The following is a 17291-nucleotide window of genomic DNA, read 5'->3' on the forward strand; positions in this document are numbered from 1 at the left end:
GACACCTTTTACAGAAAGGGTCGTACAGTGTAAGCCAGAGACGGCACACACTGTACGACCCTTTCGCTTTTTATAGACATCTCAACAGCGCTGATTCTCGGAGGCACCTTATGAATGAACGACCCGATCGGAACGACTCCTCGGATCGTGGCCCCCGTAATCAGCGTGGTGAAGGTCGCCGTGATTCCGGTGACCGCCGCCCGCAGCGCGACGGTGATCGTCAGCGTCCGCAGTACGGGAACCGTGACGATCGGGGTTCGCAGCGCCCGCAGCGTGATGGCGATCGGCAGCGGCCTCAATACGGCAATCGTGATGATCGTGCGCCCCGCCGCGATTTCGGTGATCGGGACGATCGTCGCCCGCAGCGCGATGGGGATCGTCAGCGTCCGCAGTACGGGAACCGCGATGATCGTGGTTCGCAGCGGCCGCAGTACGGCAACCGCGATGATCGGGCACCCCGCCGCGACGATCGGGGAGATCGTGCTCCTCGCCGTGACTTCGGTGATCGGGACGATCGCCGCCCGCAGCGCGACGGCGATCGTCAGCGCCCGCAGTACGGAAACCGTGACGATCGTGGTTCGCAGCGTCCGCAGTACGGGAACCGCGATGATCGTGGTTCGCAGCGTCCGCAGTACGGGAACCGCGATGATCGTGGTTCGCAGCGTCCGCAGTACGGGAACCGTGACGATCGTGGTTCGCAGCGGCCTCAGCGTGACGGGGATCGTCAGCGTCCGCAGTACGGCAATCGTGATGATCGTACTCCTCGCCGCGATTTCGGTGATCGGGACGATCGTCGCCCGCAGCGCGATGGGGATCGTCAGCGTCCGCAGTACGGGAACCGCGATGATCGTGGTTCGCAGCGTCCGCAGTACGGCAACCGCGATGATCGGGCACCCCGCCGCGACGATCGGGGGGATCGTGCTCCTCGCCGTGACTTCGGGAATCGCGACGACCGTCGCCCGCAGCGCGATGATCGGGGGGATCGCGCACCGCGCCGCGAGTTCGGTGACCGCGACGACCGTGCGCCCCGCCGTGACTTCGGTGATCGCAACGACCGCGGGGACCGCGGAGATCGTCGTCCGCAGCGCGATGATCGCGCTCCGCGGCGCGATTTCGGAGAACGTGATGCACGCCGCCCTCAGCGGGACGACCGGAGCGATCGCGCTCCGCGGCGCGATTTCGGCGGCCGCGATGAGCGTGCGCAGCGCGATGACGCCCCCGGGTACGGACGCGGCGGAACCCGAGGCGCCGGCCGCAGTGACCGCGGTGGTCGCGAGCGTGTGTTCACCGAGGCCGAGCGCCTGCAGCATGAACTCCGACCGGTCCGGTCCGATCACCGGGACCCGGTGCTTCCCGACGAGGTCGAGCCGAAGGACTTGCACCCGTCGGCGCGCAATGAGCTGAAGACGCTGCAGGCGGACGTGCAGGAGCGTGTGGCCCGTCACCTAGCCATGGTGGCCTTCCTCATCGACGATGACGCGGAACTCGCGCACCAGCACGCTCTCTCGGCGAACCGCCGAGCCGGCCGCATCCCCGTAGCTCGCGAAACCTTGGCGATCACCGCCTACCGAACAGGTGACTATGCGCTCGCACTGCGGGAGCTGCGAACGTATCGGCGGTTGAGCGGCCTGGATGGCCACGTCGCACTGATGGTCGATTGCGAGCGCGGCTTGGGGCGCCCCGATAAGGCGATCGAAACCGGACTCGAAGCGGACACCTCGCGCCTGGACACCGAGCAGCGGGTGCACCTCGCGATCGCGATGTCGGGTGCTCGCCTGGACCTCGGGCAGACGCAGCAGGCGCTGTTCGAGCTCGAGATTCCTGAGCTGAACCCGACGAAGGCGTTCTCGTGGAGCCCCGATCTCTTCGCCGCATACTCCGCGGTGCTCGAGGATCTCGGTCGTTCTGCTGAGGCCGCGAAATGGTTGGAGCGAGCGGAGCAGGCAGCACGAGCACTGCAGGCGCACCATGGATCGCTCGACGAGCTCGAGGTCTTCGAGGTCTATGAGGATGCCATCGAAGAGGAGCGTGACGCCGAGCTCGAGAACGAGGCGGCCGAAGAGATGATCGGCGAGTTCGCAGGCGTGGACGAGGCAGCCGACGAGTCCGACCCTTCGGACGATGCGGATCGCTCCGATGAGACCGATGCCGATATCGAGGCGGATCGCGAGATCGTGGAGTCGGTCGAAGAGGAGCCGGCCGAAGAAGAGCCGGCCGACGAGGAGCCGGCTGGTCAGATCGGAGACGAGCGGACCGAAGCTGAAGCGCCCGAGGCGGCGCTGCCCGAGGCGGAGATGTCGATCGAGGACGAGGTGGACGAATTGCTCGCTGCCGCGGGCATCACCGGCCTCGCTTCCGGCGTCGACACGGCGTCCGAGCCCGACGACGGTTCGGAGCCGCTCGCCGAGTCGGACGACCCGACCGACGTCGGCGACGAAGCCGAAGAGCGGACGGAGCAGCGCGACTGATGGGGCTGTTCGGGAAACGTGCCACTGCGCTCGGCGCAGCCCCGCTCGAGGGCCGCGAACTGTTGCTCGCGGATCTCGACGGGGTGATCTACCGCGGGCCCGACGCGATCCCGCAGGCGGTCGAGCAGCTCAATCGGGCTGCGCGCGCCGTACGCATCGGGTACGTGACGAACAATGCCTCCCGCACCGATGCGTCGGTGGCGGAGCACCTCCGCGAGCTGGGCCTCGACACCGAAGCCGCAGAGATCGTCACGTCCCCGCAAGCGGCCGTCTCGTTGCTCCGACAGACGGTCGCCGCCGGTTCCCGCGTGCTGGTCGTCGGCGGCGACGGGCTGGTCGACGAGCTCGGGAAAGCGGGCTTCGAAGTGACTCGCAGTGCCGAGGACGATCCCGCTGCCGTCGTGCAGGGCTTCGCGCCCGATGTCGGATGGGCGCACCTCGCGGAGGCCGCATTCGCGCTCGCGGAGGAGCCGGGGCGAGATCCGCTCCCGTGGATCGCGACGAACACCGACTGGACGATCCCGGTGGCACGCGGTCTGGCTCCGGGCAATGGAACACTCGTTTCAGCGGTGCATACGGCGGTGCAGCGGCTCCCGGTGTTCGCGGGGAAGCCGGAGACGCCGATCTTCGAGGCGGCGTTCGCGCGCTTCGGCACACGCAATGCGCTGATGATCGGCGACCGACTCGACACCGATATCAAAGGCGCGCTCGCTGCGGGGATCCCCTCACTGCACGTGCTGACCGGTGTCGATCGACCGAAGCAGCTCGTCGCGGCGTCTCAAGACATGCGTCCGGACTACATCGTGGCGACGCTCGCCGAACTCCACGAGCCGTACCCGACGACGGAACGCCTGAAAGACGGCACCGTCCAGGTGGGCACGGCGAAGGTGCGCATGGACGGCCACATCGCGTCGGTCGTCGCCGAAGGCGATTCGGCGATCAACCTGCTGCGGGCGGGATGCGCGGCGATCTGGGCCTCGGGTCTCGCCATCTACGGGCTGAAGGTGCCGGAGATTCTGTACGAGGATCACTGGCACTGAGCCACGGGTACGTGTCCGACGTCCTCGCTAGTCTTGACGTATGAGCGAAACCGAGAATCGCGAGGAGCGGACGAGCCCTGAGGCGGGTGGCTCCTTCGACCTCGGCACGGGCGAGGCCGACGACGGCCTGCTCAGCCGGATCGAACTCATCGAGTCCCAGCCGCTCTCGCACCGTGCGCAGAAATTCGAGCAGGTGCACGACGAACTGCTCGCCGAGTTGCAGCGAGGCGATCATGGCGCCGTCTGAGGGCGGCGAGCCGGAGACGCATCGTGGTGAGACGCGGGATGGCGCGGCGACCGTGAGCGCGGAGCTCCAGGCGACTTGGGGCGGCACCGCCGAGCGCCTCGATCGGGTGGTGCCGCTACTCGGCCTCGCCCGCTCGCGCAGCCGCGCGACAGAACTCATCGGCGCCGGTCAGGTCGTGGTCAACGGGGCCGTGGCCGTCAAGCCGGGTGCGAAAGTCGTCGCGGGCGATCTGGTGACGGTGGACGGGGCCGACCACTACGTGGGCCGTGCAGCGCACAAGCTGCTCGCGGCGCTCGAGGCCTTCGCCATCGATCCTTCGGGGCGCGTCGCCCTGGATCTCGGAGCCTCGACGGGCGGCTTCACGCAAGTCCTCCTCGAGCGCGGCGCGCGCATCGTGCAGGCGATCGATGTCGGCCACGATCAGCTCGCCCAGCAACTGCGGGATGACGATCGCGTGAAGCTCGTCGAGGGGCGCAATGCGCGAGCACTCACGCCGGCCAATCTCGCCGCCGATACCGGGGTCGCCGACGCCCCGACGCTGGTCGTCGCCGATCTGTCGTTCATCTCGCTCCGGCTCGTCTTTCCGGCGATCGCGGCGTGCGCGGCACCTGCAGCTGAGCTCGTGCTGCTCATCAAGCCGCAGTTCGAAGTGGGTCGCGTGAAAGACGGCGTGGTCACCTCGCCCGCGCAGTGGGGCGACGCGGTCCGCACCGTGCTCCAGGCCGCTGCCGAGCACGGGTTCGCACTGCGCGACCTCGCAGCTTCACCGGTGATCGGGGCGCACGGAAACCGGGAGTTCCTCGGGTATTTCGTGCGCGCTGCAGATGCGCTTCCGACAGAATGGGAGGCGCGCATCGCCGAGCTCACAGGGGCTCCCGAAGCGCGGCCGAGCATCGATACAGCACGAGCGGACGAAGGACGATGAGCATGCAGGTCGACGAACCACGGCGGATCCTGATCGTGTCGCACACGCATCGCGATGAGGCGGTCGCCGCGACAGTCGAAGCCGTGACCGCGCTGCTCGCCGCCGACGTGGTTCCCGTGCTCGACGCGCAAGACCGGGACGACTTCTCTCCGCACCTCGAAGTCGAGCGCATCGCACTGCTCGGCGCGGACGTGGCGGTGACGGAGCTCGAAGCCGCCATCGTGCTCGGCGGCGACGGCACGATCCTGCGGGCGGCCGAGCTGCTCCGAGGCTCGGAGTGCCCCATCGTGGGAGTGAATCTCGGCCATGTCGGATTCTTGGCCGAGATGGAGAGCTTCGATCTCACGACGACCATCGATCGGGTGCTGCAGCGCGATTACACGGTCGAGGAACGCCTGACCGTCGATGTTCGCGCGAGCCTGGACGGACGGTTGATCGCAGACACCTGGGCGCTCAACGAGGCCAGCGTCGAGAAGCAGCGGCGCATGCTCGAGGTCGAAATCGGGGTCGACGGTCGGCCGATCTCGACGTTCGCGTGCGACGGCGTCGTGCTCGCGACCCCCACTGGCTCGACCGCCTATGCCTTCTCCGCGGGCGGCCCGATCGTCTGGCCGACGGTGCAGGCGATGCTCATCGTTCCGATCGCCGCTCACGCGTTGTTCAACCGTCCGCTGGTCACCGGCACCGACTCTGAGCTGCGCGTGCGCATTCTCCCCGAGAACATCGGGCCGGGGGTCCTGTGGTGCGACGGGCGCAGACGCACGGAGCTCCCGGCTGGATCCATCGTGACGGTCAGCCGATCCGCGCAGTCGGTGCGGCTCGCTCGGTTGAACGCCGGGGTCTTCTCGGATCGACTGGTGCGTAAATTCCACCTGCCGACCTCAGGATGGCGCGGCAGTCGTCGCGGAGGTGAGGTCGCATGATCGAAGAGCTCAGGATCAGGGATCTCGGGGTCATCGTCGACTCGACCGTGCCGCTCGGCGCGGGGTTCACGGCCATCACCGGCGAGACCGGCGCCGGCAAGACCATGGTCGTCAGCGCGCTCGGGCTCCTCATGGGGGAGCGCAGTGACGCCGGTGCCGTGCGCGCCGGCGCAACTCAGGCGCGCGTGCACGGCATCGTGCGCACCTCCGATCCGATCGTCGCCGACATCGTCGACGAGCTGGGCGGCGAGATCGAAGACGATGAGCTCGTGCTCAGCCGAACCGTGAGCGCGGAAGGACGCAGTCGCGCGGGTGTCGGCGGAGCCAGCGCCCCTGTGGGAAGTCTCGGGAGGCTCGCAGATCGCCTGTTCGCGGTGCACGGGCAGTCGGAGCAGTTGCGCCTGAAATCGACTGCGGCGCAGCGCGAGACGCTCGATCGCTTCGGGGGAGAGGAGCTGTCTCGCACGCTCGCCGAGTATCGGTTCAGCCACCAGGAGCGTCAGCAGCTGAGCGCGCGCGTGCAGGAGTTGACGGAAACACGCGACGAACGAACCGCGGAAGCCGAGCGCCTGCGCGCCGAGTTGGAGGAGATCGCCGCCGTCGACCCGCAGGCGGGCGAGGAGATCGAGCTCGCCGGCCGCATCGAGCTGCTGAGCAACGTCGAGGCACTGCGCGCCGCGACTTCGGCCGCGCACGAGGCGTTGGCGAGCGAATCCGACGAACCGCTCGTGAGAGACGCTGGCGGACTGGTCGACGACGCTGTGCGCGAGCTCGAGCGGGTCGCCGAGTTCGACCCTCGGCTCGCGGCCGTGCTCGAAACGCTGCGGGGCGTCAGCTTCCAGATCGCGGATGCGGCAACCGAGCTCGCCGCCTACGCCGGCGATCTCGACGAGGAAGGCCCCGGCGAGCTCGCGCGCGCGAACGATCGCCTTGCGGCGCTGAACGGGCTCTTCCGGCTCTACGGGGCCGACAGCGCCGCGGTGATCGCCACCGCCGAGACCGCTGCTGAGCGTCTGTCGGAGCTCGACGGCGACGGCGGCCTGGTCGACGAGCTGTCGGAGCGCTTGGAAGCCGAGACGGAGCGCGAGCGCGACCTTGCTGCGCGGTTGACAGAGCAGCGGACAGCGGCGGCCGTGCGGTTGTCAGAGCTCGTCACGGCAGAGCTGCGGCAGCTCGCGCTCCCCGACGCCGAGTTCGTCGTCGAGGTGTCGCCGGCGGCGACGCTCGGCGGATCAGGGGGCGACGACGTGCAGCTGCTGCTGAGTCCGCATCCCGGCGCGGCCCCCCGGCCGGTCGCGAAGACCGCCTCCGGGGGAGAGCTGTCGCGCGTGATGCTCGCGCTCGAGGTCGTCGTCGCCGGGGTCGATCCGGTGCCTACCTTCGTGTTCGACGAGGTCGACGCGGGCGTCGGAGGTGCCGCAGCGATCGAGATCGGTCGGCGTCTCGCGCGCCTCGCGCGCACGTCTCAGGTCATCGTGGTGACGCACCTGGCGCAGGTCGCGGCCTTCGCGTCGAACCATCTGAAGGTCGTCAAAGACTCGGCGGGTGGGTTCACAGAGAGCAGCTGCCGGCGTCTGGACGGAGACGCACGACTCGCCGAGATGGCGCGTCTGCTCTCCGGCCTCAGCGACTCCGGGAGCGCACTCGAGCACGCCGCCGAACTCCTGGCATTGCGCGAATCAATCTGAGTGCGCGCAGCACGCGTCACCGCGCCAGGCTTGAACGCCTTCGCGCACCGCGAGAGCCGCGATGACCAGGGCGGCGATCGAGTCCGCCCACGCCCACCCGAGCGTGCTGTTCAGCACCAAACCGAGCAGGAGCGCTGCCGAAAGGTAGCTGCAGATCAGGGTCTGCCGCGAATCTGCGACGGCGGATGCCGAACCGAGCTCTCTGCCGGTGCGGCGTTCGAACCAGCTCAGCGCCGGCATCACGGCGAGGCTGACCGCTGCGAGCACGATTCCCACGGTCGAGTGCTCGGGCTCGCGGAAACCGGTGAGTGACAGCACCGCATCGACCGACACGTAGGCGGCGAGAGCGAAGAACGAGACGGCGATGATGCGCAGGGCGGCGCGTTCGCGGCGCTCGGGATCGCTCCCCGAGAACTGCCACGCCACCGCCGCAGCCGAGAGCACCTCGACGATCGAGTCGAGGCCGAAGCCGATGAGTGCGGCCGAGGAGGCAATGCCTCCGGCGATGAGCGCGATCACGGCTTCGACGATGTTCCAGGCGATCGTGCACGCCACGACGATGCGGATGCGGCGCCGGAGCACACCGGCCCTGGCCGGGGCTGGCGGTGCCGGTCGCGCTGCGACGGCCACGGGCGCTTCGGAGCCGGTGGTCATGAGCTCGTCTCCGCACCGACGGCGCCGCAGCATCCCGCGACGGTACAGGCGGCGTCGCCGCAGGGTGCGCCGCCGTCGACGGCGAGTGTGACTTGCAGCAGTTCGGCCAGCGCCGCGGTCAGATGGGGATCGGCGATCTCGTAACGGGTGCGTCGCCCTTCCGGTTCTGCGACGACGAGTCCGCACCCCCGCAGACACGCGAGATGGTTCGACACGTTGGTGCGGGAGAGCCCCAACGAGTCTGCGAGCGAGGCGGGATAGTCGGGCGACTCGAGCAGTGCCAGCAGTATTCGCGCCCGCGACGGGTCCGACATCGCGCGCCCCAGTCGCAACATGGCGTCGAGGCGAGAAGTAGTGTTCAGCATGCACTGACTATACATCGGATGCTGACCAATGGGCAGGGTGGCCCGAGCTCGGAAGCCGAGGCCCGCCCGGGCGAGCTCGGCGGGCCTCGCGCGGCGTCCGCGCTCGCGGCGCAGCGATGTCCGCGGTGACTGCTACGCTCCCCACATGGTGAAGTTGTTCGGCCGGTTCGGCGCTCAGGGCCCGAGGAAACCGGATATCAGCGACGATGCGGCGACGAAGGCTGCGTATCTGGATTCGCATCCAGACGTGAAGCACGCCGACATGGAGCAGATGGACTCCGACACGCGTGAGATGTACCGCGACGCCCGTGAGGCCGCGGTCGACGCCCGTGAAGAACGGGCGAAAGCTCACACGCGGGAGTTCGTGATCCGGGGGCCGTTCCAGCTCGGCTTCACCATCACACTCGGCGTGCTCGTGGCACTGGTGTTCGGCGGGATGGTCGAGCAGGTCACGACGATCCTCATGTACGTCGCCTCTGCGCTGTTCGTCGCGCTCAGCCTGGATCCGCTGGTGCGCGCGTTGCACCGGCGCGGAGTGAAGCGTCCCATCGGCATCGGCATCGTATTCAGCGGCTTCGTGCTGATCATCGCGGGGCTGCTCGCCATCATCATCCCGATGATCGCGAACCAGATCACCCTGCTGGTGCGCAGCGCTCCGTGGCTCGTCCGAGACGTGATGCGGCAACCGTGGTTCCTCGATCTCAACGAGCGCTTCGGTCAATTCATCGATTTCGACAAGCTGCTCGGGATCGGTCAGGATTTCGTCAGCAATCCTGAGAACTGGGCGCAGGTCGCCGGCGGTGTGTGGCAAGCCGGCATCGGCATCGCCAACGGGGTGACCGCCGGGCTCATCGTACTGATTCTGTCGCTGTACTTCCTCGCCTCGCTGCAATCGATGAAGCGCGCCTTCTACTCGCTGGTGCCGAGATCGGGCCGCGCGAAGGTGATAGACATCACCGAGCAGGTGACCAAGTCCGTCGGCGGATACGTCAACGGAATGGTCATCCTGGCGTTCATCAATGCGGTGCTCGGATTCGTGATGATGTCCATCGTCGGCGTGCCCTTCCCCGGCCTCGTCGCTGTCGGCGTGTTCCTCCTCGCTCTCATCCCGCTGATCGGATCGGTCGTCGCCACCGTGCTGGTCACGATCGTCGCGCTGTTCGACGAGCCGACGACCGCAATCATCGCTGCGATCTACTACCTGATCTACATGCAGATCGAGTCGTATCTGCTGACGCCGCGCGTCATGAACCGCGTCGTCTCAGCGCCGGGGGCCCTCGTGGTCATCGGTGCGCTCGCCGGCGGCACGCTTCTCGGCCTGCTGGGCGCCCTCATCGCGATCCCCGTCACAGCGGCGGTGCTGATGATCGTCAAGCAGGTCTGGGTGCCGCGGCAAGAGCTGCGCTAGATCCGTCGCCATTTGTCCGAGTTGAACTGATAAGATTGAAGCCCGTGGGAACAGAGCAGAGCGCGGACCAGGCCGGAATCACCAAACACATCTTCGTGACCGGAGGTGTCGTCTCCTCGCTGGGAAAGGGCCTTACGGCTGCGAGTCTCGGAAATCTGTTGACGGCGCGCGGATTGCACGTCGTCATGCAGAAGCTCGATCCATATCTGAATGTGGATCCGGGCACGATGAACCCCTTCCAGCACGGCGAAGTCTTCGTGACTGACGACGGTGCGGAAACGGACCTCGACATCGGTCACTACGAGCGGTTCCTGGGAATCAATCTCTCCCAGGCCGCCAACGTCACGACGGGTCAGATCTACTCGACCGTCATCGCCAAGGAGCGTCGCGGCGAGTACCTGGGCGATACGGTCCAGGTCATCCCGCACATCACCAACGAGATCAAGCGCCGCATGCGGCTGCAGGCCTCCGAGACGCCGCGGCCCGACGTGATCATCACCGAGGTCGGCGGCACGGTCGGCGACATCGAATCGCAGCCGTTCCTCGAAGCCGCGCGCCAGGTGCGGCACGAGCTCGGGCGCAAGAACGTGTTCTTCGTGCACGTCTCGCTCGTGCCGTTCATGGGCGCCTCAGGCGAGCAGAAGACGAAGCCCACGCAGCACTCCGTTGCCGCACTGCGCTCCATCGGAATCCAGCCCGACGCGCTCGTGCTCCGCAGCGACCGCCCGGTCACCGATGACAACCTGCGCAAGATCGCGCTCATGTGCGATGTCGACGAGGAAGCCGTCGTGAACGCCATCGACGTTCCGAGCATCTACGATCTGCCGCAGCTGCTCAACGATCAGAGCCTCGACAGCATCATCGTCGAGAACCTGGGCCTCTCCGATCGGTCGAACGACGTCGACTGGTCGGGCTGGCAGCCGGTGCTCGACGCCGTGCACCACCCCAAGGGCGAAGTCACGCTCGCGCTCGTCGGCAAGTACATCGACCTCCCCGACGCCTACCTCTCGGTCACCGAGGCGCTGCGCGCCGGCGGGTTCGCGCACTCGACCAAGGTCAACATCCGCTGGGTGCCGTCCGACAGCTGCCAGACCCCCGAGGGCGCACTCGAGGCGCTCGGCGACGTCGACGGCATCTGCGTACCCGGAGGCTTCGGCATTCGCGGCATCGAGGGCAAGCTCGGGGCACTGCGCTTCGCCCGCGAGAACCACATTCCGACGCTTGGCCTGTGCCTCGGCCTCCAGTGCATGGTGATCGAGTACGCGCGCAACGTGACCGGACTCGAGGGCGCATCGTCCACGGAGTTCGATCCTGAGACGCCGGTTCCCGTGATCGCGACGATGGCCGAACAGGTCGACATCATCGACGGGGGCGACCTCGGAGGCACGATGCGCCTCGGACTCTACGAGGCCGCGCTCGCCGAGGGCTCCCTCGCGGCGTCGCTCTACGGGGCGCCGACGGCCACGGAGCGTCACCGCCACCGCTACGAGGTGAGCAACCGGTATCGCGACGAGATCGGCGCATCCGGTCTCTCGTTCTCCGGGACGAGCCCGGACGGTGCGCTCGTCGAATACGTCGAGCTGCCGACCGACGTGCACCCGTACTACATCGCCACTCAGGCGCACCCCGAGCTGCGCTCCCGCCCAGGGACGCCCCACCCGCTGTTCGCCGGGCTCGTCGAAGCGGCGATCCATCGCCGGGACGCCGCGCAGCTCTTCGAGGTCGACAACGGTGAGTGACGCCGTCGGCGCGGCCGCGAGCGAAGGGCCTGACGCGTTCGGTCCCCTCGCAGACGAGCGCGCCGACGACGTCCGCGTCGCCGAGAGCACCGTGCTCGCGCACGGAGCGCTGTGGGACATGCGGCGCGATCGCGTCGCGTTCGGGGGAGCCGAACTGGCGCGGGAGTACCTCGACCACACGGGCGCCGTCTCCGTGCTGGCCATGGACGACGAGGATCGCGTGCTCCTCATCAAGCAGTACCGGCACTCGACAGGGCACCGGCTCTGGGAGATTCCAGCCGGACTCATGGACGTCCCCGGCGAATCCGCCCTCACGGGAGCCCGACGCGAGCTGGCCGAGGAGGTGGACCTTCAGGCCGAGATCTGGCATCTGCTGCTCGACCTGTTCCTGGCGCCCGGCAGCTCCACAGAGGCGATGCGCGTCTTCCTCGCACGCGGGCTCTCGCCTGTTGCGCACGACTACGTGCGCTCGGAGGAGGAGGCCGAACTGCGCCCGCAGTGGGTGCCGCTCGACGACGTGGTGGACGCGGTGCTCGACGGTCGCGTGCAGAACACGGTCACCGCGAATGCCGTGCTCGCCGCCGCTGCCGCTCGCGCACGGGGTTGGCGTCCGCTGCGCGACCCCGAGCTCCCCTGGACGGGGCGCGACGCCGTGCGGGGAGAGCGTTCGCGCTGATGCCGCTCAGCGTGGAAGAAGGTGCGGAGCGGTACCTGCGACACGTTGCGCTCGAGCTCGGACTCTCCGCGAACAGTCGCTCGGCGTATCGACGCGACCTCGTCGCGTACGGAGCGTGGCTCGCCGAGCGGGGCGTGCCCGATCTGACGCGCGTGACCCCGGAGACCCTGTCGGAGTACGTGGCCGACCTTGCGAGTCCGCACGGGACACCCGACGGCGAGATCCGGCCGCCACTCGCGGCAGCATCGATCACGCGGCGGCTCTCGACGGTGCGCGGCATGCATCGGTTTCTCTTCGAGGAAGGCCTGCTCGACGCTCACGCGGGCAGCGGCGTGCGCACACCGAAGCGCGCCCAGCGATTGCCGAAGGCGCTGCCCCTCGCAGACATCGAGGCACTGCTGCAGGCCGTGGGCGGCGACGACCCGGTGGGCCTGCGAGATCGTGCCCTGCTCGAACTGCTCTACGCGAGCGGGGCACGGGTGAGCGAGGTCACGGCGCTCGACGTCGACGACCTGCTGGCCGCGCCCGGCACGGCCGACGCGGTGGAGGATCCCGACACCGCTCTGGGGTCCGGCGGGTTCGTGCAGGTGACGGGCAAGGGATCGAAGCAGCGGATCGTGCCCTACGGCAGCTACGCCGGCCGAGCGCTCGCCGCCTACCTCGTGCGCGCACGCCCCGCGATGGCGGCGCGCGGTGCGGGCACGCCGGCGCTGTTCGTCGGGCCCCGGGGAGCGCGGCTCTCGCGGCAGAGCGCGTGGCTCGTGATCAAGGCCGCCGCCGAACGCGCAGAGCTCAGCCAAGAGGTCTCCCCGCACACGCTGCGCCACTCCTTCGCCACGCACCTGCTGGCGGGCGGCGCCGATGTGCGCACGGTGCAGGAGCTGCTCGGGCACGCCTCGGTGACGACGACGCAGATCTACACGCAGGTGACCGCCGATACCCTCCGCGAGCACTACCTGCTGGCGCACCCGCGCGCGAAATAGGAGCGCTCGCGAATGAACGGCAGATGGCCGGACGGGAAAGGTTCGGTGCTCGGCGCCGAAATCTCCGCATTCGGGTAACGCGCCGCGGGTCTCAGGTGACATATTCGAAGCAGACCGTCCGCGCTGCCCGAGCATCGGCACCCTGCGGCCACGATGCGACCAGCGAAAAGATACCGTCTCTTGAATGCCACGCCGAGCGAGCACACACAGGTTCCGCTGACCCGCGCGACCCGCGCCGCACCCGAGCGCACGCTCATCGACATCCTCAGGGCGACCGCCGTGACGCATCCCGACGCGTCCGCGATCGACGCGGGGGCGGGGGTGCTCAGCTACCGCGAGCTCGTCGTCGCGGTCGAGGCTCGCGCCGCGGGGCTGCGCGCATCGGGTGTCGGCCGCGGCGACCGCGTCGGTGTGCGCATCGATTCCGGATCGCAGGAGCTGTACATCGCGATTCTCGCCATCATGATGGCGGGCGCCGCGTACGTTCCCGTCGACGCCGACGACACCGACGAACGAGCGCGCCTCGTGTTCGGAGAGGCTCAGGTCGTCGGGATCGTCGGAAACGATGGGTTCGTGCACCGCGCAGGGCGCGAACCACGAGAACTCGATCCACGAGAACCCGATCCACGAGAACCCGATCCACGAGAACCCGATCCACGAGCGCCGGAGCCGGAGCAGGCCGCCGTCGACCCGACCCCCGATGACGACGCCTGGATCATCTTCACGTCTGGCTCGACGGGGGTGCCGAAGGGCGTCGCCGTGTCCCACCGCTCGGCCGCCGCGTTCGTCGACGCCGAGGCGCGCATGTTCCTGCAGCAGGATCCGCTGGGCCCCGGCGATCGGGTGCTCGCCGGCCTCTCCGTCGCTTTCGACGCCTCGTGCGAGGAGATGTGGCTCGCCTGGAGGCACGGGGCCTGCCTCGTGCCCGCGCCGCGAGCGATCGTGCGAGCCGGAGAGGACCTCGCCCAGTGGTTGGTGCGCCAGAACATCAGCGTGATCTCCACCGTGCCGACGCTCGCCGCGATGTGGCCGCGCGAGTCGATCGAACACGTGCGGCTGCTGATCTTCGGCGGCGAGGCGTGCCCGCCCGAACTCGCGGCCGGGCTCGTCGAGGCCGGGCGCGAGGTGTGGAACACGTACGGTCCGACCGAGGCCACCGTCGTCGCCTGCGGGTGCCCGCTCGACGGCGCCTCGCCGATCAGCATCGGGCTGCCCCTCGACGGCTGGGACCTCGCGGTGGTCGACGCTGCGGGGCGCCGGGTCGCACCGGGGGAGTCCGGAGAGCTCATCATCGGGGGCGTCGGCCTGGCTCGGTACCTCGACCCCGCGAAGGACGCCGAGAAGTACGCGCCGATGCCCGAGCTCGGTTGGGAGCGCGCCTACCGCTCGGGGGATCTCGTGCGCTACGAGCCGACCGGGCTCGTATTCCTGGGACGCGCCGATGACCAGGTCAAGGTCGGCGGCCGCCGCATCGAGCTCGGCGAGGTCGAGAACGCCCTGCAAGAGCTGCCCGGGGTCACCGCAGCTGCTGCCGCGGTGCGTTCGAGCGAAGCGGGCGTTCCGGTACTCGTCGGGTACCTCGTGGTCGAGAGCGACGAACCGCTCGACCGGGCGCTCGCCCGGGAGCATCTGTCGGAGCGGCTCGCCGCCGGGGTGATGCCGCTGCTCGCCGTCGTCGACTCGCTGCCCATGCGCACCTCCGGCAAGGTCGACCGGGCGGCCCTGCCCTGGCCGCTGCCCGGCGTGCACGCTCCGGCGGCGACGGGCCTGACCGAGAGCGAGCAGTGGCTGGCGGCGCAGTGGCAGGCTGTGCTCGGGGTGGCCGTGCCCGGTTCGGATGTCGACTTCTTCGACCTCGGCGGCGGCTCGCTCGCGGCGGCGCAGCTCGTGTCCCGCATCCGGGCCCGCGTGCCGGAATTCACGGTCGCCGACATCTACGATGTGCCGCGGCTCGGGGCGATGGCGAGAGCGATCTCGGCAGTCGCGGAGGCGCACGACGACGGCGGGTTCCACGAGCCGGCGCCCACGCCGCGCCGCACGCAGTGGCTGCAGACCCTCGCAGGGGCGCCGCTCTTCATCGCGAGCGGCCTGCGGTGGCTCGTGATTCTGCTCACGGCCGGAACCGCCCTCAACCTCACGACCGGGTTCGACGTGCTGCCGAGCGCGCCGATCTGGGTGGTACTGCTGGCGATCCTCGTGCTCACGACACCCTTCGGCAAGATGGCGATCGCGGCGGCAGTCGCGCGCGTGCTGCTCGCCCGGGTGCGGCCCGGTGACTACCCGCGCGGCGGAGCGGTGCACCTGCGGTTGTGGCTCGCCGAGCAGTTCGCCCAGCAGATCGATGCGGTGGGTCTCGCGGGTGCGCCGTGGATCACCGTCTACGCGCGCGCCCTGGGCGCGAAGATCGCCGCAGACGTGAGCCTGCACACCCTGCCCCCGATCACCGGCATGCTCGCGGTCGGGGCCCGCGCGGCGATCGAACCGGAGGTCGATCTGACCGGGTACTGGATCGACGGCGATCTGCTGCGCATCGGGGCGGTCAGGATCGGCAGCGACGTGACCGTGGGTGCGCGCAGCACGCTCGCACCGGGCACCCGCATCGATGACGGGGCCGAGATCGCCCCCGGATCCGCCGTCTTCGGCCGGGTGAAGGCGCAGCAGACCTGGGCGGGGTCGCCGGCGGTGCGCATCGGCGCGAGTCGCGCTGATCAGTGGCCGGAGAGCCGCCCACCGCATCGGCCAGCGTGGCGCGCAGCCTACGGGCTCTCGTCGGTGGTGCTCGCGCTGCTGCCGTTCGCCTCGTTCGCCGCTGGCGGGCTCGTCATCGCGGCGGGCTTGCGCGGGGCCGACAGCCTCGGGGTCGCCCTCGTCGCCGCGTTCGCGTGGCTCGTGCCCGCGGCGCTCGTCACGGGGGCGGTGTACGCGGGTGCCGTGCTGGTGTTCGTGCGTCTGCTCGCGATCGGGCTCGTCGAGGGAACCTTCCCGGTGCACAGCCGCGTCGGGTGGCAGAGCTGGAGCACCGAGCGGCTGCTCGACGCGGCCCGCGGTTTCCTGTTCCCGATCTACTCGAGCCTCATCACCCCCGTGTGGCTGCGGCTGCTCGGCGCACGCGTCGGGCGCAACGTCGAGGCGTCGACCGTGCTGCTGATCCCCGCGATGACTCGGATCGATGACGGGGCCTTCCTCGCCGACGACACGATGGTCGCCTCGTACCAACTGCATCGCGGATGGATGCGGATCGGGCCGGTGCGCATCGGCAAACGCGCGTTCCTCGGCAACTCGGGTATGGCGGGTCCGGGTCACCGCGTGCCGAAGGACTCGCTCGTCGCCGTGCTCTCAGTCGCGCCCAGCAAGGCGAAAGCCGGCTCGTCCTGGCTCGGGTCACCGCCGGTGCGACTGCGACGCCTCGCCCAGGGCGGCGACGACAGTCGCACGTACCATCCGGGCGCCGGCCTCCGCGTCGCCCGCGCGCTCTGGGAGCTCGGGCGCATGGCCGCGGTCTTCGTCACGGTCGCCCTCGGCATCGCGGTGCTGTTCGCGTTCGCCTGGCTCTGGGCAGCGGTGGGGCCGGTCTGGACGATCTTGCTCTCGGGGATCGTGATGCTCGCCGCCGGGGCGGTGGCCGCCGGGGTGACGACGCTGGCGAAGTGGACGATCGTCGGGCCGATTCGTGCAGGCGAGGCGCCGCTCTGGTCGAGCTTCGTCTGGCGCACCGAGGTGAGCGACACCTTCACGGAGATGCTCGCCGCCCCCTGGTTCGCGCGCGCCGCGACCGGCACCCCGGCGCTCGCCGTCTGGTTGCGCTCGCTCGGAGCGAAGGTCGGCTCCGGGGTCTGGTGCGAGTCGTATTGGCTGCCCGAGCCCGATCTCGTCACTTTGGGCGACGGATCCACGGTCAACCGGGGCTGCGTCGTGCAGACGCACCTGTTCCATGATCGAATCATGAGCATGGATACCGTCGAACTCGCCGCGGGGGCCACGCTCGGCCCGCACAGCGTCATTCTGCCCGCAGCCGTGATCGGCGCGCACGCCACCGTCGGCCCGGCGTCGCTGGTGATGCGGGGCGAGAGCGTGCCGGTCGGATCCCGCTGGAGCGGCAATCCCATCGGCCCGTGGCGGGCGCTCAAACTGCGCGCCTACCAGTCGACGAAGTGACCGTGCGGTTCCGAACGACG

General features: G+C 69.2%; 14 protein-coding genes. 11 read left to right on the forward strand and 3 right to left on the reverse strand.

The annotated features are described in order from the left end of the window. Positions 1 to 8: 8 nt before the first annotated feature. Positions 9 to 1445 (reverse strand): proline dehydrogenase family protein, encoded by a 1437-nt coding sequence (locus ABFX18_RS00005; RefSeq protein ID WP_346056810.1) that lies wholly within the window; start codon positions 1443 to 1445, stop codon positions 9 to 11. On the opposite strand from ABFX18_RS00005, the gene ABFX18_RS00010 reads away from it, so the two are divergent. Genes ABFX18_RS00010 through recN form a run of 6 tightly spaced genes read left to right on the forward strand, consistent with a single transcriptional unit; the run spans position 1434 to position 7291 of the window. Then, on the forward strand, positions 1434 to 2468 hold the full coding sequence (locus ABFX18_RS00010; protein WP_346056812.1) for a tetratricopeptide repeat protein: 1035 nt from the start codon (positions 1434 to 1436) through the stop codon (positions 2466 to 2468). The two genes, ABFX18_RS00005 and ABFX18_RS00010, sit on opposite strands and share 12 nt — an antisense overlap. Then, positions 2468 to 3508, forward strand: coding sequence for an HAD-IIA family hydrolase (locus ABFX18_RS00015; protein ID WP_346056813.1), 1041 nt, complete (start codon positions 2468 to 2470; stop codon positions 3506 to 3508). The genes ABFX18_RS00010 and ABFX18_RS00015 overlap by 1 nt, the downstream gene beginning before the upstream one ends. A gap of 40 nt (positions 3509 to 3548) precedes the next feature. Continuing rightward, positions 3549 to 3755, forward strand: a complete 207-nt coding sequence (locus ABFX18_RS00020; RefSeq protein WP_346056814.1) for a hypothetical protein — start codon at positions 3549 to 3551, stop codon at positions 3753 to 3755. Further along, complete coding sequence (locus ABFX18_RS00025; RefSeq protein WP_336662376.1) at positions 3742 to 4680, forward strand: TlyA family RNA methyltransferase; 939 nt, start codon at positions 3742 to 3744, stop codon at positions 4678 to 4680. The genes ABFX18_RS00020 and ABFX18_RS00025 overlap by 14 nt, the downstream gene beginning before the upstream one ends. Beyond that, a complete protein-coding gene (locus tag ABFX18_RS00030) occupies positions 4677 to 5603 on the forward strand; it encodes an NAD kinase (protein WP_090151307.1) in 927 nt (308 codons plus the stop codon). The genes ABFX18_RS00025 and ABFX18_RS00030 overlap by 4 nt, the downstream gene beginning before the upstream one ends. Further along, entirely contained in the window at positions 5600 to 7291 is a 1692-nt protein-coding gene (gene recN / locus ABFX18_RS00035) for a DNA repair protein RecN (protein WP_346056816.1), read from the forward strand. Before ABFX18_RS00030 ends, recN begins: the two co-directional genes overlap by 4 nt. On the opposite strand, the gene ABFX18_RS00040 is transcribed toward recN, so the two are convergent. Continuing rightward, the gene (locus tag ABFX18_RS00040) at positions 7283 to 7945 is read right to left on the reverse strand and encodes a cation efflux transmembrane domain-containing protein (RefSeq protein WP_346056818.1); all 663 of its coding nucleotides are present in this window, start codon (positions 7943 to 7945) and stop codon (positions 7283 to 7285) included. The genes recN and ABFX18_RS00040 overlap by 9 nt on opposite strands. Beyond that, entirely contained in the window at positions 7942 to 8310 is a 369-nt protein-coding gene (cmtR, locus tag ABFX18_RS00045) for a Cd(II)/Pb(II)-sensing metalloregulatory transcriptional regulator CmtR (protein WP_346056820.1), read from the reverse strand. Before cmtR ends, ABFX18_RS00040 begins: the two co-directional genes overlap by 4 nt. A gap of 145 nt (positions 8311 to 8455) precedes the next feature. Between cmtR and ABFX18_RS00050 the strand changes: the two genes are divergently transcribed. From ABFX18_RS00050 to ABFX18_RS00070, 5 genes are all read left to right on the forward strand, one after another. Next, a complete protein-coding gene (locus tag ABFX18_RS00050; RefSeq protein ID WP_346056822.1) occupies positions 8456 to 9718 on the forward strand; it encodes an AI-2E family transporter in 1263 nt (420 codons plus the stop codon). A gap of 44 nt (positions 9719 to 9762) precedes the next feature. Next, positions 9763 to 11457: a CTP synthase gene (gene pyrG, locus ABFX18_RS00055; protein ID WP_090151293.1), complete on the forward strand. Its 1695-nt coding sequence runs from the start codon at positions 9763 to 9765 to the stop codon at positions 11455 to 11457. After that, on the forward strand, positions 11450 to 12133 hold the full coding sequence (locus ABFX18_RS00060) for an NUDIX domain-containing protein (RefSeq protein WP_346056824.1): 684 nt from the start codon (positions 11450 to 11452) through the stop codon (positions 12131 to 12133). Before pyrG ends, ABFX18_RS00060 begins: the two co-directional genes overlap by 8 nt. Then, positions 12133 to 13116, forward strand: coding sequence for a site-specific tyrosine recombinase XerD (locus ABFX18_RS00065; RefSeq protein WP_346056826.1), 984 nt, complete (start codon positions 12133 to 12135; stop codon positions 13114 to 13116). The genes ABFX18_RS00060 and ABFX18_RS00065 overlap by 1 nt, the downstream gene beginning before the upstream one ends. 153 nt (positions 13117 to 13269) lie before the next feature. Next, entirely contained in the window at positions 13270 to 17271 is a 4002-nt protein-coding gene (locus ABFX18_RS00070; protein WP_428833606.1) for a Pls/PosA family non-ribosomal peptide synthetase, read from the forward strand. The last annotated feature ends 20 nt before the right edge of the window (positions 17272 to 17291 follow it).

The organism is Leucobacter alluvii, assembly GCF_039530485.1.
In the GTDB taxonomy this organism is placed as follows: domain Bacteria; phylum Actinomycetota; class Actinomycetes; order Actinomycetales; family Microbacteriaceae; genus Leucobacter; species Leucobacter alluvii.